Origin of the sequence: Bradyrhizobium sp. TM233, assembly GCF_036247965.1 — a bacterium.
Lineage (GTDB): Bacteria > Pseudomonadota > Alphaproteobacteria > Rhizobiales > Xanthobacteraceae > Bradyrhizobium > Bradyrhizobium ottawaense.
Genome location: NZ_BTIG01000001.1, coordinates 951695 through 969216 on the forward strand (window position 1 = coordinate 951695; position 17522 = coordinate 969216).

At 65.9% G+C, this 17522-nt stretch carries 16 protein-coding genes; 8 read left to right on the top strand and 8 right to left on the bottom strand.

Features of this window, described 5'->3' with window-relative positions; genetic code table 11:
• Window positions 1-18: 18 nt before the first annotated feature.
• Together polA and AABA86_RS04550 are read left to right on the top strand one after the other, a co-directional pair.
• A complete protein-coding gene (gene polA, locus AABA86_RS04545) occupies window positions 19-3108 on the top strand; it encodes a DNA polymerase I (RefSeq protein WP_338305886.1) in 3090 nt (1029 codons plus the stop codon).
• Between the two features lie 223 nt (window positions 3109-3331).
• Window positions 3332-3967 carry a LysE family translocator gene (locus AABA86_RS04550; RefSeq protein ID WP_338305887.1) on the top strand — a complete coding sequence of 212 codons (636 nt, stop codon included), beginning with the start codon at window positions 3332-3334 and terminating at the stop codon, window positions 3965-3967.
• 178 nt (window positions 3968-4145) lie between these two features.
• On the opposite strand, the gene AABA86_RS04555 is transcribed toward AABA86_RS04550, so the two are convergent.
• Entirely contained in the window at window positions 4146-4772 is a 627-nt protein-coding gene (locus tag AABA86_RS04555) for a glutathione S-transferase family protein (protein ID WP_212244081.1), read from the bottom strand.
• Window positions 4773-4944: 172 nt separating this feature from the next.
• Here AABA86_RS04555 and pyrE point away from each other — a divergent pair, with 172 nt between their 5' ends.
• Together pyrE and AABA86_RS04565 are read left to right on the top strand one after the other, a co-directional pair.
• Window positions 4945-5508, top strand: coding sequence for an orotate phosphoribosyltransferase (gene pyrE / locus AABA86_RS04560; protein ID WP_212030191.1), 564 nt, complete (start codon window positions 4945-4947; stop codon window positions 5506-5508).
• Window positions 5509-5788: 280 nt separating this feature from the next.
• The gene (locus AABA86_RS04565; protein WP_212244079.1) at window positions 5789-6568 is read left to right on the top strand and encodes a DUF2865 domain-containing protein; all 780 of its coding nucleotides are present in this window, start codon (window positions 5789-5791) and stop codon (window positions 6566-6568) included.
• A 159-nt stretch (window positions 6569-6727) separates the two neighbouring features.
• Here AABA86_RS04565 and AABA86_RS04570 read toward each other — a convergent pair whose 3' ends face one another.
• From AABA86_RS04570 to AABA86_RS04600, 7 genes are all read right to left on the bottom strand, one after another.
• Window positions 6728-7159, bottom strand: coding sequence for a hypothetical protein (locus AABA86_RS04570; protein ID WP_338305888.1), 432 nt, complete (start codon window positions 7157-7159; stop codon window positions 6728-6730).
• 292 nt (window positions 7160-7451) lie between these two features.
• On the bottom strand, window positions 7452-8123 hold the full coding sequence (gene pdeM, locus AABA86_RS04575; protein ID WP_338305890.1) for a ligase-associated DNA damage response endonuclease PdeM: 672 nt from the start codon (window positions 8121-8123) through the stop codon (window positions 7452-7454).
• A gap of 52 nt (window positions 8124-8175) precedes the next feature.
• On the bottom strand, window positions 8176-10842 hold the full coding sequence (locus AABA86_RS04580) for a ligase-associated DNA damage response DEXH box helicase (RefSeq protein WP_338305892.1): 2667 nt from the start codon (window positions 10840-10842) through the stop codon (window positions 8176-8178).
• A 75-nt stretch (window positions 10843-10917) separates the two neighbouring features.
• Window positions 10918-11283, bottom strand: a complete 366-nt coding sequence (locus tag AABA86_RS04585) for a nuclear transport factor 2 family protein (protein ID WP_212244073.1) — start codon at window positions 11281-11283, stop codon at window positions 10918-10920.
• A 156-nt stretch (window positions 11284-11439) separates the two neighbouring features.
• On the bottom strand, window positions 11440-11790 hold the full coding sequence (locus tag AABA86_RS04590; protein ID WP_212244071.1) for a RidA family protein: 351 nt from the start codon (window positions 11788-11790) through the stop codon (window positions 11440-11442).
• Window positions 11791-11923: 133 nt separating this feature from the next.
• Window positions 11924-12841 (bottom strand): alpha/beta hydrolase family esterase, encoded by a 918-nt coding sequence (locus AABA86_RS04595; RefSeq protein ID WP_212244068.1) that lies wholly within the window; start codon window positions 12839-12841, stop codon window positions 11924-11926.
• A gap of 3 nt (window positions 12842-12844) precedes the next feature.
• Window positions 12845-14503 carry an FAD-binding dehydrogenase gene (locus AABA86_RS04600; RefSeq protein WP_212244066.1) on the bottom strand — a complete coding sequence of 553 codons (1659 nt, stop codon included), beginning with the start codon at window positions 14501-14503 and terminating at the stop codon, window positions 12845-12847.
• Window positions 14504-14782: 279 nt separating this feature from the next.
• Here AABA86_RS04600 and AABA86_RS04605 point away from each other — a divergent pair, with 279 nt between their 5' ends.
• The 4 genes from AABA86_RS04605 (at window position 14783) to AABA86_RS04620 (ending at window position 17335) form a co-directional block, all read left to right on the top strand.
• Entirely contained in the window at window positions 14783-15304 is a 522-nt protein-coding gene (locus AABA86_RS04605) for a hypothetical protein (protein ID WP_338305896.1), read from the top strand.
• 110 nt (window positions 15305-15414) lie between these two features.
• The gene (locus AABA86_RS04610; RefSeq protein ID WP_028140870.1) at window positions 15415-15609 is read left to right on the top strand and encodes a hypothetical protein; all 195 of its coding nucleotides are present in this window, start codon (window positions 15415-15417) and stop codon (window positions 15607-15609) included.
• Window positions 15610-15633: 24 nt separating this feature from the next.
• Entirely contained in the window at window positions 15634-16224 is a 591-nt protein-coding gene (locus tag AABA86_RS04615) for an SCO family protein (protein WP_338305897.1), read from the top strand.
• Window positions 16225-16378: 154 nt separating this feature from the next.
• Window positions 16379-17335 (top strand): transporter substrate-binding domain-containing protein, encoded by a 957-nt coding sequence (locus tag AABA86_RS04620; protein ID WP_338306149.1) that lies wholly within the window; start codon window positions 16379-16381, stop codon window positions 17333-17335.
• Window positions 17336-17522 lie beyond the last annotated feature (187 nt).

Sequence of the window (17522 nt, forward strand, 5' to 3'; positions counted from 1 at the left end):
AATTCATACATTGCGGCCATGCCCAAAACATCCCCGAAGACGACCGCCAAAGCTGACACCGCGCCCAAGGCCGCCGCCGATACCAAGCCCGCCGCGACAGCTAGTGCCAAACCGGTCGCGGCCAAGCCGGTTGCAGCAAAGGCCGCCGGCAAGGGCGACCACATCTTTCTGGTCGACGGTTCCGGCTACATCTTCCGCGCCTACCACGCGCTGCCGCCGCTGAACCGCAAGTCGGACGGGCTGCAGGTCAACGCCGTGCTCGGCTTCTGCAACATGCTGTGGAAGCTGCTGCGCGACATGCCCACCGACAACCGGCCGACCCACCTCGCCATCGTGTTCGACAAGTCGGAGGTCACCTTCCGCAACGCGATCTATCCCGAATACAAGGCCCACCGGCCGCCCGCACCTGATGATCTGATCCCGCAATTCGCGCTGATCCGCGAGGCCGTGCGCGCCTTCGACCTGCCCTGCCTGGAACAGGGCGGCTTCGAGGCCGACGACCTCATCGCAACCTATGCGCGGCAGGCCAGCGAACGCGGCGCCACCACGACCATCGTGTCCTCCGACAAGGATTTGATGCAGCTCGTGAACGACAAGATCATGATGTACGACACCATGAAGGACCGCCGCATCGGCATCCCCGAGGTGATCGAGAAGTTCGGCGTGCCGCCGGAGAAGGTGGTCGAGGTGCAGGCCCTGGCCGGCGATTCCACCGACAACGTCCCTGGTGTGCCCGGCATCGGCATCAAGACCGCGGCGCAGCTGATCACCGAATATGGCGACCTCGACCAATTGCTGTTCCGCGCCACCGAGATCAAGCAGCCGAAGCGGCGCGAGGCACTGCTCGAGAATGCCGAGAAGGCGCGGATCTCGCGCAAGCTGGTGCTGCTCGACGACAAGGTCGCACTCGACGTGCCGCTCGACGACCTCGCCGTCCACGAACCCGACGCACGCAAGCTGATTGCCTTCCTGAAGGCGATGGAATTCACCACGCTGACGCGCCGCGTCGCCGACTATTCGCAGATCGATCCGTCGAACGTCGATGCCGATGCGAGCAACAGCAGCGGCGCCAAGGCCGGCAACAAGGCCGGTGACGGCGCCGCCAAGGCAAGATCGTCCGAGGCCTCCGGCGATCTCTTCGCCGCGCCTGCGGCCACCGCAACGGGCGGTGACAAGGGCGACAAGGGTGCCAGCCTGAAGGGCGCGCCGATCTCGCTGGCCGCCGCGCGGGAAGAGGCGCTGCGCAAGCTTCCGGTCGATCGCGCCAAGTATCAAACGATCAAGTCGCTCGAGGAGCTCAACGCCTTCATCGCGCGCATCCACGATACCGGTCATGTCGCGGTCGAGATCCGCGGAAACTCGATCGATCCGATGCAAGCCGATTTCTGCGGCGTCGCGCTGGCGCTGGCGCCGAACGAGGCCTGCTACGTGCCGCTTGCGCACAAGCAAGCTGGCGGCGGGGCCGGCCTGTTCGACGCCGGCCTTGCACCCGATCAAGTCAAGCATGCCGATGCGATCGAGGCGCTGCGGCCCGTGCTGGAATCGGCGGGCATTCTCAAGATCGGCTTCGACCTCAAATTCACCGCCGTCATGCTGGCACAGCACGGCATCACCTTGCGCAACACCGACGATGCGCAGCTGATCTCCTACGTGCTCGACGCCGGCCGCGGCTCGCATGCGATCGAATCGCTGTCCGAGCGCTGGTTCGGACACGCCATGCTGAAGGAGAGCGAGCTGCTCGGCAGCGGCAAGGGCAAGATCACCTTCGACCAGGTGCCGATCGACAAGGCCGCGGCGCTGTCGGCGGAAGGCGCCGACGTCGCCTTGCGCGTCTGGCGCGTGCTGAAGCCGCGCCTGGTCGCCGAGCACATGACCGCGGTCTACGAGACGCTGGAGCGGCCGCTGGTCGCGGTGCTTGCGCGCATGGAGCGGCGCGGAATCTCGATCGACCGACAGGTGCTGTCGCGCCTGTCCGGCGACTTTGCCCAGACCGCGGCCCGCGTCGAGGCCGAGATCCAGGAGATCGCGGGCGAGCCGGTCAATGTCGGCAGCCCCAAGCAGATCGGCGACATCCTGTTCGGCAAGATGGGACTGTCCGGCGGCACCAAGACCAAGACGGGCGCATGGTCGACCACCGCGCAGGTGCTGGACGAGCTCGCCGAGCAGGGCCACGACTTCCCGAAGAAGATCCTGGAGTGGCGCCAGGTCTCCAAGCTGAAATCGACCTATACCGACGCGCTGCCGACCTACGTCAATCCGCAGACCCATCGCGTGCACACGACTTATGCGCTGGCCGCGACCACGACGGGCCGGCTGTCGTCGAACGAGCCGAATTTGCAGAACATCCCGGTGCGCACCGAGGACGGCCGCAAGATCCGACGCGCCTTCATCGCCACGCCCGGACACAAGCTTGTCTCCGCCGACTATTCGCAGATCGAGCTGCGGCTGCTGGCGGAAATCGCCGACATCCCCGTGCTGAAGCAGGCGTTCCGCGACGGTCTCGACATTCACGCCATGACGGCGTCGGAAATGTTCGGCGTGCCGATCAAGGGCATGCCGAGCGAGATCCGCCGCCGTGCCAAGGCAATCAATTTCGGCATCATCTACGGCATCTCCGCGTTCGGCCTCGCCAACCAGCTCGGCATCGCCCGCGAGGAGGCCTCGGCCTACATCAAGAAATATTTCGAGCGCTTCCCCGGCATCCGCGCCTACATGGACGAGACGCGCGATTTCTGCCGGCAGAACGGCTATGTCACCACGCTGTTCGGCCGCAAGTGCCACTACCCCGACATCAAGGCCTCCAACGCCTCGGTGCGTGCCTTCAACGAGCGCGCCGCGATCAACGCGCGGCTGCAGGGCACCGCGGCCGACATCATCCGCCGCGCCATGACGCGGGTCGAGGACGCGCTGGCCGCAAAGAAGCTGTCGGCGCAGATGCTGCTGCAGGTGCATGACGAACTGATCTTCGAGGTGCCCGACGCCGAGGTCGAGGCGACGCTGCCCGTCGTGCAGCACGTGATGCAGGACGCGCCGTTCCCGGCGGTGCTGCTGTCGGTGCCGCTGCATGTCGATGCGCGCGCGGCGAACAATTGGGACGAGGCGCATTGAGGCTGCTTTCCCCGGATGCTGCGCAGCGCGCCGCCCTTCGCGGCGTGATGCGCTGCTGATCCGGGGCCCACGTCGCGCCAACTGGGTCCCGGCTCTGCGGCGCACCGTTTCACGCTGCGCCGCGTCCGGGACACGCGAGCTCAATTGTCCTCCGAGCAATTGCGCGATGGCCCGAGAAGGCCTCGCATATTAGAACCGTGCCATCTCCCGCACCGGTTCACCCATGCCCCATACCTCCGCCCTGCTCGGCTTCGCCCTCGTCTGCCTTGGCCTCGTGCTCACGCCGGGGCCGAACATGATCTATCTGATCTCGCGCTCGATCACGCAGGGGCCGGCGGCGGGCATCGTCTCGCTCGGCGGCGTGGCGCTCGGCTTCGTGTTCTATATGCTGTGCGCGGCGTTCGGCATCACGGCGCTCTTGCTCGCCATTCCCTTTGCCTATGACGCGCTGCGCTTTGCGGGTGCCGGCTATCTGCTCTGGCTCGCCTGGCAGGCGGTGAAGCCGGGCGGACGTTCGCCATTCCAGGTGAAACAGCTCGCCATCGACAGTCCGCGCAAATTGTTCGCGATGGGGTTTATCACCAACCTGCTCAACCCGAAGATCGCGATGCTGTATCTGGCGCTGCTGCCGCAATTCATCGATCCCACCGCCGGCAGCGTGCTGACGCAGTCGGTGGTGCTCGGCGCAATCCAGATCGCGATCAGTGTCAGTGTCAATGCGATGATCGCGCTCGCGGCGGGATCGATCGCGCTGTTCCTGACGAGCCGGCCGAGCTGGATGCTGGTGCAGCGCTGGCTGATGGGCACGGTGCTGGCTGGGCTCGCGGTGCGGATGGCGGTCGAAGCGAAGAAGGTGTAGCCGACGTCAAACGGCGCGCTCGTGTCCCGGACGCGCTGCAGCGCTCTTGCGCTGCTGCGCAGAGCCGGGACCCAGAAAGCCAGGAACGAGATCGCGGAGCCATGGGCCCCGGCTCTGCGCCGCACCGCTACGCGCTGCGTCGCGTCCGGGGCACGAGGCGTGGGAGTTCGCTGCCAAACTAATCCAGCTTCGCCTCCATGCCCCGCTTCACCGCCGGACGGGCCATCAGGGCCTCGTACCAGCGCTTGACGTTGGGGAAGTCGGCCAGCTCAACCTTGTGGCGAGGGTGACGCCAGGCCCAGCCCAGGATGGCAAAATCGGCAATCGAGAGGTCGCCGGCGACGAAGTCGCGGTCAGCCAGGCGGCGGTCGAGCACGCCGTAGAGCCGGCGCGTCTCCGTCATGTAGCGCTTCAGGCCGTAGGCGCGGTCGTGCTCGTTCTCGAGCGCGATGAAATGGTGCACCTGGCCCGGCATCGGGCCGAAGCCGCCCATCTGCCACATCAGCCATTCGTAGACGGGGATACGCTGGCCAAGCGATTTCGGCAGGAATTTGCCGGTCTTTTCACCGAGATAGAGCAGGATCGCGCCTGATTCGAAGATGCTGACGGGCTTGCCGTCCGGGCCCTCGGGGTCGACGATCGCGGGAATCTTGTTGTTCGGGGAGAGCTTGAGGAACCCCGGTGCCATCTGCTCGCCCTTGGTGATGTTCACCGGGATCACCTTGTAGGGCAGCCCCATTTCCTCCAGCGCGACCGAGATCTTGCGTCCGTTCGGCGTGTTCCAGGTGTGCAGCTCGATGGTCATGCCTTGTTTCCTTCCCCAACAGGTTGGCATCCACCTACTCCAGAAGGTCGCGCCCCCACAACCGGCGGTCCGGGATGGCCGATCCCTGTTGACGAGGGACGCCCCCTCTGGAATGTCGCGGCGGTCGCGGATAAATTCCGCCACTTCCAAAAACGCTGTTCGAGGGACCGCCGTGTCGAAATCTGCCTCCCGCGCCCGCCTGTTCGAAATCATCCGCCGGCGCTCCTTCGGCCGCGGCGAGGTGACGCTCGCGTCGGGCCGCAAGAGCGATTTCTACTTCAACCTCAAGCCGACCATGCTCGACCCGGAGGGGGCGACCCTGCTCGCCGAGCTGACCTATGAGGCGCTGAAGGACGACAATCTCGATTTCATCGGCGGCCTCGAGATGGGCGCGGTGCCGCTCGCCGGCGCGCTGGCGCAGATCTCCTGGATCAAGGGCCATCCGATCGCGGCGTTCTTCGTGCGCAAGAAGCCGAAGGAGCACGGCGCCAAGCTCGCAATCGAAGGGCTGCCCAGAGGCGAGACGCTGGCAGGCAAGCGCGTCGTGATCGTTGAGGACGTCACCACGACAGGCGGCTCGGCGATGAAGGCGGTGGAATCGGTGCGCGAGACCGGCGCCGAGGTGGTGCTGGTGCTGACCATGGTCGACCGCGAGGAAGGCGCCACCGACACGTTCGGTGCGGCCGGTCTGCCGTTCCGCTCGCTGTACAAGGCCTCGGAATTCTTGAAGGCGTAACGACTCTCGTGTCCCGGACGCGGCGCAGAGCCGGGACCCAGAATGTCGCGAGCATAGGCCCCGGCTCTGCAGCGCATCACGCCGCGAAGGGCGGCGCGCGGCGCTGCGTCCGGGGCGCGACAGTCCGCGGAATCCGCGCTCGTTCAACCCTCATTTACCATCCCGCTTTATGGTGAATCACGTGCTGAGACCCCCTTGGGGTCCCAGCCGGTTCGGTAGCGTCGGGTGGAGTAAGCGTTTGCGTCCAGTCCTGTCCCATGCGCGCCGGCGGCGTCGCGCGATGCTTGTGGCCGCCACCCTTGGAGCACCGCTGCTTGCGGCTCCGGCCCCGGTTTCGGCCGAAGGCCTGTTCGATTTCTTCTTCGGCGGCATGCAGCAGCAGCGGCCGCAGCGCGAGGTGCCGCAGCAGGCGAGCTCCTACGCCGATCCCTTCACCGGGCAGCAAAATGCCGCAACCCCGCAATATGTGCCGCCGACCCGCTCGGCGGCGGCCGGAGGCTCCGGCCCGGCCTTCTGCGTGCGCAGCTGCGACGGCAAATATTTTCCGCTGATGCGCGGCCTCACCTCGCCGGCGCAGATGTGTCAGGCGTTCTGTCCCGCCAGCGCGACGAAGGTCTATTTCGGCTCCTCGATCGACGGTGCGGCGTCGCAGACCGGCGAGCGCTACGCCGACAGCGAGAACGCGTTCGCCTATCGCAAGGCGCTGCGCGCCGACTGCACCTGCAACGGCCGCGAGCCGGTCGGCCTTGCCCCGGTCGATCTCGCGCTGGACTCCTCGCTGAAAGCCGGCGACGTGATTGCCACCACTGACGGCCTCGTCGCCTATACCGGCATCCGCGTCGGCAACGACCAGGCTGCGGACTTCACCCCGGTTGCCTCCTATCCCGGCCTCACCGCCCAGGTCCGTGCCCGCCTCGGCGAGATGAAGGTGGCCCCGGTGCGGGCAGAGACGGTGTCGGCAGATGCGCCCGCTGCGGAGATCGTGCGTGGAACGCTGCCCGATGTGACGGTGCCGAAGACGACGGCACAGAAGCCGGCGAAGCGGGCGGGGCTGGATTGATCTCGTGTCCCAAACGGCGCGGCACCTAAAGCGCGTTTACGCGCGTCTTCGACGCGCTATGGCGACGCGACGCAGAGCCGGGACCCAGAATGCCGCGAGATGGGCCCCGGCTCTGCGGCGCATCGCTTGGCGCGCTGCGCTTTGTCCGGGGCACGGCGATCACCTCCCGATAATCACCCCGATCACGTTCGGCGCCGCCAGGTATTTCTCCTCGATCGCCGCGCGCGCGGCGGCGCGGTTGTCCGGGGTCAAGAGGCCGCGCTTCTCGGCCAGGATCATCCAGCAGAAGCCCCACCAGTCCGTCAGCATGCCCTGATCGCCGACGAGGTCGTAGCCCTGCTCAGCCGCGAAGATGCGCGCCTGGGCTTCGTCGAGCGTGTCCAGGAACAGATGATCCTCGGTCGAGAACAGCTCGTCGCTGACGTCGTCGATGGTGTAACCCCAGATCGACTGGCACACCGCGTTGAACTCGCGGTCGAACTGGTCGTCATCGATCCTCTGGCGCCGGGCCGCCTGATGCAGCCGCGACAGCGAGCGCGCGAAATCGGCGATCCGGGTGAGGGCAAATTGATCGAAGGCGATGGTGGACATGTAGTCCTCGCAAAGTCTGACAGACGCTAGATATTGTGTCGGCAATGCGCCGAATCACAATGATATATCAAAGACTTGCTAAAGTGTTCTTAATTTGTTCCGAACCCGGCAGCGGTCCTCGAAAGTTTTGACCGCCGGAAATGAAAGGGGCCGCCTCGCAGCGGCCCCTTGCCGGTTACAATCTTGTTCGGGATCAGAAATTCCAGCCCCGGCAAGCCTAACGTTAGAGCCGACAACGGGCTTGGGCGATTCCGGAAAACTACCGAACGTAGTGCTGTCCCAATTTTTGGTCTCAGGAGCAGCGCGAGGCTGCAATGGCGTGGACGCGGCGGTCGCCGAGCAGATGGGCGACAAAACCGTTGGCCGGAAAGATCTTTGCGAAGGCGGCGTCGCGGATGCTGAGGCCGCCGGCATAGGCGCCGAACGCCGGCATCACCGCACGCATCCCGTCGGAGGCGAAGCAGCGGCGCTCCATGAAGCGGCCACGCGCGGAGACGCGCGCCTTGGGATGGAGATGGCCGGCGATCTCGCCGCGCGCCCCGGTGGGCTCATGACGGAAGGTGATCGGGCCGATCGCGACCTCGTCGGCGACGGTGCCGCCGAGATCGCGCGGCAGCATCGGATCGTGATTGCCGGAGATCCAGATCCAGTCGCGGCCGGTCTGGAGCGCCGCGACCGCTTCGCGATCATCCGGCGACAACCGCTCATGCGCGGTGCGGTCGTGAAAGCTGTCGCCGAGTGCGATGACCACGCCGGGATCATGGCGGGAGATGACAGCAGCGAGACGGCTCAGCGTTGCCAGCGTATCATAGGGCGGCAGCAGCACGCCGCGGGCGGCGAAGCTGGAGCCTTTTTCCAGATGCAGGTCGGAGACGACGAGCAGGCGCTGCTCTTCCCAGAACAGCGCGCCGGAGAGATCGGCAGCGAACGTCACATCGCTGATGGTGACTGTGGACACGCGCATGTCGTCGACGTCTCCTGAAACCTGCGCGCCAATCGTCACGTAAAACCTGCTGCTATCCCATCGCCTCTTTGACGAGCTCAAAGGCGGCTTCCGCCAAAAGCTCGTCTGCAGCTTCGCCATAGACTGACTCGCGGCCGATTTCCAGCATCACCGGCACCGCCAGTGGAGAGACGCGGTCGAGTTCCCGGTGCGTGATGCGGCCTTGGATGCGGGCAAGCATGTCGCCCAAGCGGCGCAAATCGAGCAGGCCGGTGGCGGCATCGGCGCGCGCGGCGCGCAAGAGGACGTGATCGGCCTGATGCTTGCGCAAAACGTCGTAGACGAGATCGGTCGAGAACAGCACCTGACGGCGGCTCTTCTCCTCGCCGGTGTGCCGGCGTGTGATCAGGCCGGAGATGATCGCGCAATTGCGGAAGGTGCGTTTCATCAGGGCGGACTCGGCGAGCCAGGCCTCCAGATCGTCGCCGAGCATATCAGGGTCGAACAGCGCGTTGAGATCGATCCGGCCGTCGCGGATCATGGAGGAGAGATCGCCGAGCGCCCAGATCGCCACCGCATATTCGTTGGCGACGAAGCCGAGCGGCCGTGCGCGGGCGCGCTCCAGCCGGCGCGTCAGCAGCATGCCGAGGGTCTGATGCGCGAGGCGGCCCTCGAAGGGATAGCAGACGATGTAGTGCTTGTTGGCGCGCGGAAAGCTTTCGACCAGGAGTTCGCGCACCGCCGGCACGCGCGAGACATCCTTCTGCAGCGACAGCCAGTCGCGCACCTGCTCCGGCAAGCCGCCCCAGGCGCGGCCGTCATCGAGCAACCGGCGCACGCGCTCGGCGAGATAGGTCGAGAGCGGGAATTTGCCGCCCATATAGGACGGCACTTTCGGGTCCTTGTCGTTGGCGCGGGAGACATAGACCTGGTCCTCGACCAGGGTTTCATAGCGCACCACCTCGCCTGAGAACACGAAGGTGTCACCGGGGCTCAAGCCCTCGATGAAGGCTTCTTCGATCTCGCCGAGCAACCGACCCCCGCGCGCGATCACGCCGGTCGACCCCGCTCCGCCACGGCGCGAACGCACCAGGCGCACCTTCAGCATGTCGTCCTCGACGATGGTGCCGACATTCATCCGGTAGCTCTGCCGCACCTTGGGATTGGCAACACGCCAGCGGCCCTGCTTGTCCTGCTTGATGCGGGCGAAGCGTTCATAGGTCTTCAGCGCGTAGCCGCCGGAGGCGACGAAATCGACGACGTCATCGAAATCCGTCCGCGACAAGTCGGCGTAAGGCGCGGCGGTGCAGACCTCGCCATACAGATCATCGCTGAGGAACGGCTCGCCGCAGGCGCAGCCGAGCACGTGCTGGGCCAGCACGTCGAGCGCACCGGTGCGCAGGGGTGGCGTGTCCTGCGCGTTCTCGGCAATGGCATCAATGGCGACACGGCACTCCAGCACTTCGAAACGATTGGCCGGCACCAGCACGGCACGCGAGGCCTCGTCGAGGCGGTGGTTGGCGCGGCCGATCCGCTGCATCAGGCGCGAGGACCCCTTGGGCGCGCCGATATTGATGACGAGATCGACATCGCCCCAGTCGACGCCGAGATCGAGCGAGGAGGTGCAGACCACGCCGCGCAAGCGTCCCGCCGACATGGCGTCCTCGACCTTGCGGCGCTGGGCAACATCGAGCGAGCCGTGATGCAGCGCGATGGCGAGGCCGTCGTCGTTCATGCTCCAGAGATTCTGGAACAGCATCTCGGCCTGGCTACGGGTGTTGACGAAGACCAGCGTGGTCCTGTTCGCCTTGATCAGCTCGTAGATTTCAGGGAGCGCGTGGCGCGCGCTGTGGCCGGCCCAGGGCAGCCGCTCGCGCGTGTCCAGCATCTCGACCAGAGGTGGCGCCGCGCCGCCGGCGATGACGACGTCGGCGGCAGCTTCCTTGCCGTCGGGCTGCGGCACCAGGACGCGCGCGAGCTGGTCCGGCTCGGCGACGGTTGCCGACAGGCCGATCGCGCGCATCTGCGGCGCCAGCCGCCACAGCCGCGCCAGCCCCAGCGAGAGCAGATCGCCGCGCTTGGACGTCACCAGCGCGTGCAGCTCGTCGAGCACGATGCGCTTCAGGGAGGAGAACAGGAATGGCGCGTCATCCGAGGACAGCAGCAGCGCGAGCTGCTCGGGCGTCGTCAGCAACACATCCGGCGGATAGCGCCGCTGCCGCTGCCGCCGCGACACCGGCGTGTCGCCGGTGCGGGTCTCGACCTTGATCGGCAGCGCCATCTCCGCGATCGGTCGCTCGAGGTTGCGCGCGATGTCGACGGCGAGCGCCTTGAGCGGCGAGATGTAGAGCGTGTGCAGGCCGCCGGTGCGTTGCAGGCTACGGCCGGTGGAGACGAGGCTTTTCTTGTTACCTCCCCCCTTGTGGGGGAGGTCGGCAGCCGCAGGCTGACGGGAGGGGGGTAGCCCCACGAGCGGTGCGTGTGGCCACCCCTCTCCCCGCCCCTCCCCCACAAGGGGGGAGGGAGAAGACAGCTCCACCAGCGTCGGCAAAAATCCCGCCAGCGTCTTGCCGGCGCCGGTCGGTGCGATCAGCAGGGCCGAGCGGTCCTCGCGCGCCTTCTCCAGCAGCGCCAATTGATGCGCGCGCGGCGACCAGCCGCGGGCCGCGAACCACGCGTTGAAGCGGTCGGGCAGCAGCGCAGGCGTCTCGGCCTGAATTTTGGGGATACGGCGCGTCACACCATGACAGGTAAGCCGCGAGGATGGCTTCGTCGAGGGGTGCTGCCCTCCCCTGTACGAGGAGGGCCAGCGGTCTCACGCCCCGGCCGGCACCTGATCGAGAAATCCGGTCACGCTTCGGATGCGGCCGTCCTTCAGCACGGCAAAATCAGTGCCCTTGATCGGGCTGTCAGTGCCATCGGGACCAAGTCCCCACGAAAAGCGGATGTGGTCGCCGTAGCCGTTGGGTTCGCCGATCAGGCTGAACTTGAAATCGGGAAAGCGCTGCTGCACGCCAGCGATCAGCGCCTCGATGCCGTCGCGGCCCTCGCCCTTCATCAAGGGATCGACATAGCTCGCATCCGACGTCCAGCTTTCGCTGAGCAGCTCGCGACGTCGGCCGGCCGCGCGCTCGTTCCAGAGCTCGATGTAGCGGCGGGCGACGGTGATGGGGTCGGTCATGGTGCTCTCCTTCGATGACGCCGTGGTCGGCTGTCCCTGACTATCGAAGGATTGTGCGCGCCGATCGATTACCTCGCAGGTCATCGTTGCGCGAAAAGAATGGAGCGCGATGATGCTGTCATCGCGCTCCATTCGCATGCGAATTGGTCGTGAAGATTACTTCGCGGCCGTGACCATGATCTCGACGGTGTATTGCGGCGCCGCCAGCTTGGCTTCGACGGTGGCGCGGGCGGGGGTATTGCCGGCCGACACCCAGGCGTCCCACACCGCGTTCATCTCGCCGAAGGTCTTCATGTCGGTGATGTAGATCGTAGCCGAGAGCAGCTTCGACTTGTCGGTGCCGGCCTTGGCGAGATGGCCGTCGATGGTCGCCAGGATGTCCTGGGTCTGCTTCGTCACGCTTTCGCCCGCGGCCTTGTTGGCGACGACACCGGCGAGATAGACGGTGTTGCCGTGCACGACGACCTGGCTCATGCGCGGGCCGGCTTCGAAACGCTGAATGCTCATTTACGGATCTCCTGCTGGAATGGCGGCCCTGTCTAGCCCAGCACCTCGCGCCGTGCCACCCCGGGCACGCATGCGTTGCCAGGCACGCATGCGTTGCCGGCCACGCATGCCGTCACCGCCGGGCATGCGGCATTTAAGGAAGCTGACTGAAAAAAGCCCAGATCGTCTCGGCGCCATCGATGTCGCCGTTCTGCGGCCCGAGCAAGCCGGCTGCGACCCTTGGGAAGCGGGCATCCGGAGAAAATCCGGGCATGCGATGGCCGCCATGGTTGATGCGATAGAGCACGACGTCGTGTCCCCTGGGGCAGCGCGACGAGATCCGGGTCACTGTCGATTGGTCTGCAGGCGCCTTGTCGGGCATGTCGGTCACGCTGGCATCGTCGGTCTCACAGCCATTGAGCTTGCGCCAGAAGGCCAGCGTCTCCTCGGTCGACCAGAACCCGTCCGCCGCAAAATAGCTCGACCCGCGTCCACCGGCGTAGGGGACCAGCTGGTCAGCCGTGCCGTTCATGAGCAGCATCGGCAGCGGCCGTGACGGATGGCAGGTGACGGCGGCCTCGTCGGTGAGATTCATGATCACGCTCGCACCGGCCGCAAACAGATCGGCGCGGGCGCAGGCCATGGTCATCGCCATGGCACCGCCGTTGGAGACGCCCGCGACGAAGACGCGCTTTGCATCGGCCGTGCCGTCGGCCACCAGCTTCTCGACGAGCTTTGCGAGGAAGGCGACGTCGTCGGTGCCCGCCGGCGGTCCACGCAGGGCAGGCCCCGCCTTCGTTCGCGCATCCGCCCATGCATTGTTGAGCCCGTCCGGAAAGACCACGGCCAGACCCTCGCGCTTTGCGACCTGCGGCCAGGCCGTCCGCGTGATCATGTCGGCGCCGCGCTGGGTCTTGCCATGCAGCACGATCACGAGCGGCGCTTGCTTCCTGGCCGGCAATTGCGCGGCGTAGGAGCGCTTTGCGCCGTTGACGTCGATCGTCTCGGCGGATGCAGCCGAAGCGGCGGCCAATGCCGCGACCACCGCCCCGATGCGCATCCACAGCCGCACGATCTAGCCCACCGCTTTCGCCGCGGCCCGGCCCGCATTGCGGCCCGAGAACAGACAGCCGCCGAGGAAGGTGCCTTCCAGCGAGCGATAGCCATGCACACCGCCGCCGCCGAAGCCGGCGGCTTCGCCGACTGCATAGAGGCCGGGAATGACGCTGCCCTCGGCGCCGAACACACGCGAGTCGAGATCGGTCTCGAACCCGCCCAGCGTCTTGCGGGTGAGGATGTTGAGCTTGACCGCAATCAGGGGCCCCTGCGCGGGATCCAGGATCCTGTGTGGGGAGGCAGTGCGGATCAACCTGTCGCCAATATAGCGGCGCGCATTGTGAATGTTCATCACCTGCGCGTCCTTGACGTAGGGATTGGCGATCTCGCGGTCGCGCGCCTCGATCTGCATCCTGATGTGCTCGAGCTTGAGGAGGTCGCTGCCGGCAAGCTTGTTCATCTCCGCAACAAGGTCCTCGATCTTGTCGCGTACGATGAAGTCGACACCATGGCTTTTGAAGGCCTCCACCGGCGCCGGCGCGCCCTTGTTGGTGGCGCGGCGCAAGGTCATGCGCCAGCTCTTGCCAGTCAGGTCGGGGTTCTGCTCCGAGCCCGACAGCGCAAACTCCTTCTTGATGATGCTCTGGGTCAGGATGAACCAGGAATAATCATAGCCGGTCGACATGATGTATTTGAGCTGGCCGAGCGTGTCGGAGCCCGGGAATAGCGGCGCCGGCAATCGTGTGCCGGTTGCGTCGAACCACATCGAGGAGGGGCCGGGCAGGATGCGGATGCCGTGGCGCGGCCAGATGGGATTCCAGTTCTGGATGCCCTCGACATAATGCCACATGCGGTCGCGATTGATCAGCCGCGCGCCTGATGTCTCGGTGATGCCGATCATGCGGCCGTCGACATGTTCGGGCACGCCGGAGATCATGAATTTCGGGGGATCACCGAGCCGCTTCGGCCAGTTCTGCCGCACCAGCTCGTGATTGCCGCCGATGCCGCCGGACGCCACGATCACGGCCTGCGCCTTCAGCGCAAACTCGCCGACGACGTTACGCGAGGAGCTCTTGCCGCGCTCGACGTTGTCAGGTGCGAGCACGGCGCCGCTGACGCCATCCACCGTGCCGTTGGTGATCGAGAGCGCGTCGACGCGGTGGCGGAACCTGAAGCTCAGCCGACCGCTTTTCATCGCCTCGCGCGCGCGGCGCTCGAACGGCTCGACGATGCCGGGGCCGGTGCCCCAGGTGACGTGAAAGCGCGGCACCGAATTGCCATGGCCCATCGCGTCGTAGCCGCCGCGTTCGGCCCAGCCGACCACGGGGAAGAAGCGATGGCCCATCGCCCGCAGCCAGGCGCGCTTCTCGCCGGCCGCGAACGCCACATAGGCCTCGGCCCATTGCCGCGGCCAGAAGTCGTCGTCGCGGTCGAAGCCGGCGGCACCGATCCAGTCCTGCATGGCCAAGTCGAAGGAATCCTTGATGCCGAGCCGGCGCTGCTCCGGCGAATCGACCAGGAACAATCCGCCGAACGACCAGAACGCCTGGCCGCCAAGCGACTGCTCGCCTTCCTGGTCGACCACAATCACGCGCTTGCCCGCATCCGCGATCTCGGTTGCGGCAACCAGTCCCGATAGTCCCGCGCCGACAACGATGACGTCAGTCTCTTCAGCCATGTGTTTCCCCCTCCATGTTTCCCCCTCCACAGGTTCCCCCCTGTAGTCGCCCGGATTGAAGCCAGCGGTTGTAACTGAGATCAAGGGTGTGACGCATAAGACATCATTAACTTGTTCCACTTTGGGATAGAGACCCATCGGGTGCAGCGCGGACGCAACACTGGATTTGAATTTGTTTTGAGCGAGCGGGCCTGCCTAGACAAAACCTTGGTTACGACAGACGCTAGTCGCGCATCACCACCGAACACGCAGATTCGAATTCGACTGGGGCGGGGGACAATGAAGTTTCTGACGGGGTTGCTTGCGGCGGTTCTCCTGATTGCTGGCATGGGGGCTTCTCACGCGGTGGTTCGGATCGCGGATGACCGCGGTGGCCGGATTGGAACCTACGTCGACAAATACCAGGACCTGCGGCAGTCGGGTGACACCGTCATCATCGACGGCCTCTGCGCCTCCGCCTGCACCATCGTCCTCGGCGCCATCCCGCATGACCGCATCTGCGTGACCTCGAGCGCGACGCTCGGCTTCCACGCCGCCTGGGATTTCGGCAGCAATGGCCGCGCCGTCACCAATGCTGAGGCGACCCAGATGCTCTATGCGATGTATCCCTCGCAGGTGAAGCGCTGGATCAGCCAGCGGGGCGGCCTCACCCCGCACATGCTCTTCCTGAAGGGCAAGCAGCTCCAGGCCATGTACAAGCCCTGCTACCTGGACGCGCAAGCCTCGGCCAACAAGCCGTCGCGCAGGCCCCTCCCGCAAACGGACCAGATCGAATCCGCCCGCGGCCAGCTCCTGCACTGACGCTTCCAGCCTGACGAGATCGTTCCGGCCCGCCGGCGGCGCCTTGCCCGCAGGCGGGCTAAAGCTTATCTGAGGGCTGGGAACCGGGGCCTTCGCCCCCGATCGTTGTCATGGCTCAACCACTGCACCCCTCGCATCCGTTACAGGACAATTCGCCCACTGCCGGCCGAACGCCGTTCGTGCTCCTGTTGGCGGGCGCGGGGATCGGCGGATTGCTGGTGCTCGGCGCGCTGGCCCTGTGGTTCCACTACGGCACGCAGATGTTCTTCGAGATGATCAGGACCGGTTTCGCCGCCTGCTTCTGATCCACGACAGGAAGTTTTCCGCTCATGAGTTCCGCCGCCCGTCCGCTGGTGATCGCGACCGCCTTCGCCGCAAGCCTCGTTATCGGCCTCCTGATCATGTTCTGGGCCATGGGCGGGGTCAGCAAGATGGCGCAGCCGGCCGCGATCGGCGGCCCGTTCCAGCTGACCGACCAGAACGGCAAGGCCATCACCGACAAGAGCCTGAAGGGCAAGCCGACCCTGATCTTCTTCGGCTACACCCATTGCCCCGACGTCTGCCCGACCTCGCTGTTCGAGATCTCGGAAGTGCTGCGCGCGCTGGGCAAGGATGCCGACAAGGTCAATGCCGTCTTCATCTCGGTCGATCCCGAGCGCGATACGCCGGCGACCATGAAGGAGTATCTGTCGAGTTTCGATCCGCATCTCGAAGGTCTGTCCGGCGATCCCGCCGAGACGGCCAAGGTCATCACCTCCTACCGGGTCTACGCCAAGAAGGTCCCAACCAAGGACGGCGACTACACCATGGACCACACCGCGCTGATCTATCTGATGGATCGCGACGGCCGCTTCGTGTCGCCGTTCAACCTGAAGCGGACGCCGGACGAGGCGGCGGCGGATTTGAAGAAGTATCTCTAGTTCGGCGGATCAATCGCGCCTCGTGCGCGATGCACCTCGCCCGCTTGCGGGGGAGGGAGCAGACCTTCACCTTGGCCGCATTCCGCACTCGCGTTCCCGCCGGGATGGTCTATAACGCCCTCCGATCCCAATGAAATTCGTTCATTTCCGGCCGATGGCTCCATCGCAACAGGCGAAATCGTCCAAATCTGCCCGTATCTTGCTGGCGGGGCTAGCCGTCGGCGCCTGCCTGCTCGCAGGCCTTCCCGGCGCCGAGGCGCAGGCCCCGGCCCAGCAGCCTCCAGCGGCGCCCCAAGGAACACAACAGGGGACGCCACAAGCCGCGCCTCGGGCGGTGCAGGCCGCCCCGCAGGCCGTGCCCGGCTTCTGGGACCCGCGGCGGCGACCGGAGCGGCCGGACCTGTCGCGCCTGACCGTGATCCGCTTCCTGACCGAGACCGACTATCCGCCGTTCAACTTCACCGGCGCCGACGGCAACCCGGCCGGCTTCAACGTCGATCTCGCACGCAGCCTGTGCGAGGAGATCAAGGTCACCTGCACCGTGCAGATGCGCCGCTTCGAGACGCTGGTCGACGCGCTCTCCTCCAACCGCGGCGATGCCATCATCGCCTCGATGGCGGTGAGCCCGCAGCTGCGCGCCCGGGTCGACTTCACCGATCCCTATTACCGCGTGCCGGCGCGCTTCGCCTCGCGCAAGGACGCGGTGATGCCGGAGATCCGCCCGGAATATCTCGAGGGCAAGAAGGTCGGCGTCATCGCCGGCTCCGCGCACGAGGCCTACCTCAAGGCGATGTTCACCGACGCCGAGTTGCACCCCTATCCCAACGACGACGCGATGCGCGCCGCGTTGCGCAAGGGCGAGGTCGATTTCATCTTCGGCGACGCCATCTCGCTGGCGTTCTGGATCAACGGCACCGATTCCGGCGATTGCTGCGCCTTCTCCGGCGGTCCCTTCGTCGAGAGCCGTTTCTTCGGCGAAGGCATCGGCATCGCCGTGCGCAAGGGCAACGACGTGCTGCGCCAGGCCCTGAACTGGGCCCTGTTCCGCGTCTGGGAAAAAGGCCGCTACACCGATCTGTGGCTGCGGTATTTCTCGGTGAGCCCGTTCTGACCTGGTCGCTGCTCCCTCCGCCGTCATTGCGAGAAGCCCTTGCGACGAAGCAATCCAGACTGTTTCCGTGGAAAGATTCTGGATTGCTTCGCTCCGCTCGCAATGACGACGAAGGCGGCAACACCGCCCCACAAAATTGCATTCTGCCGGGAAATCGCTATTTTCCGCGGCCCGGAGGCCCTTCTGA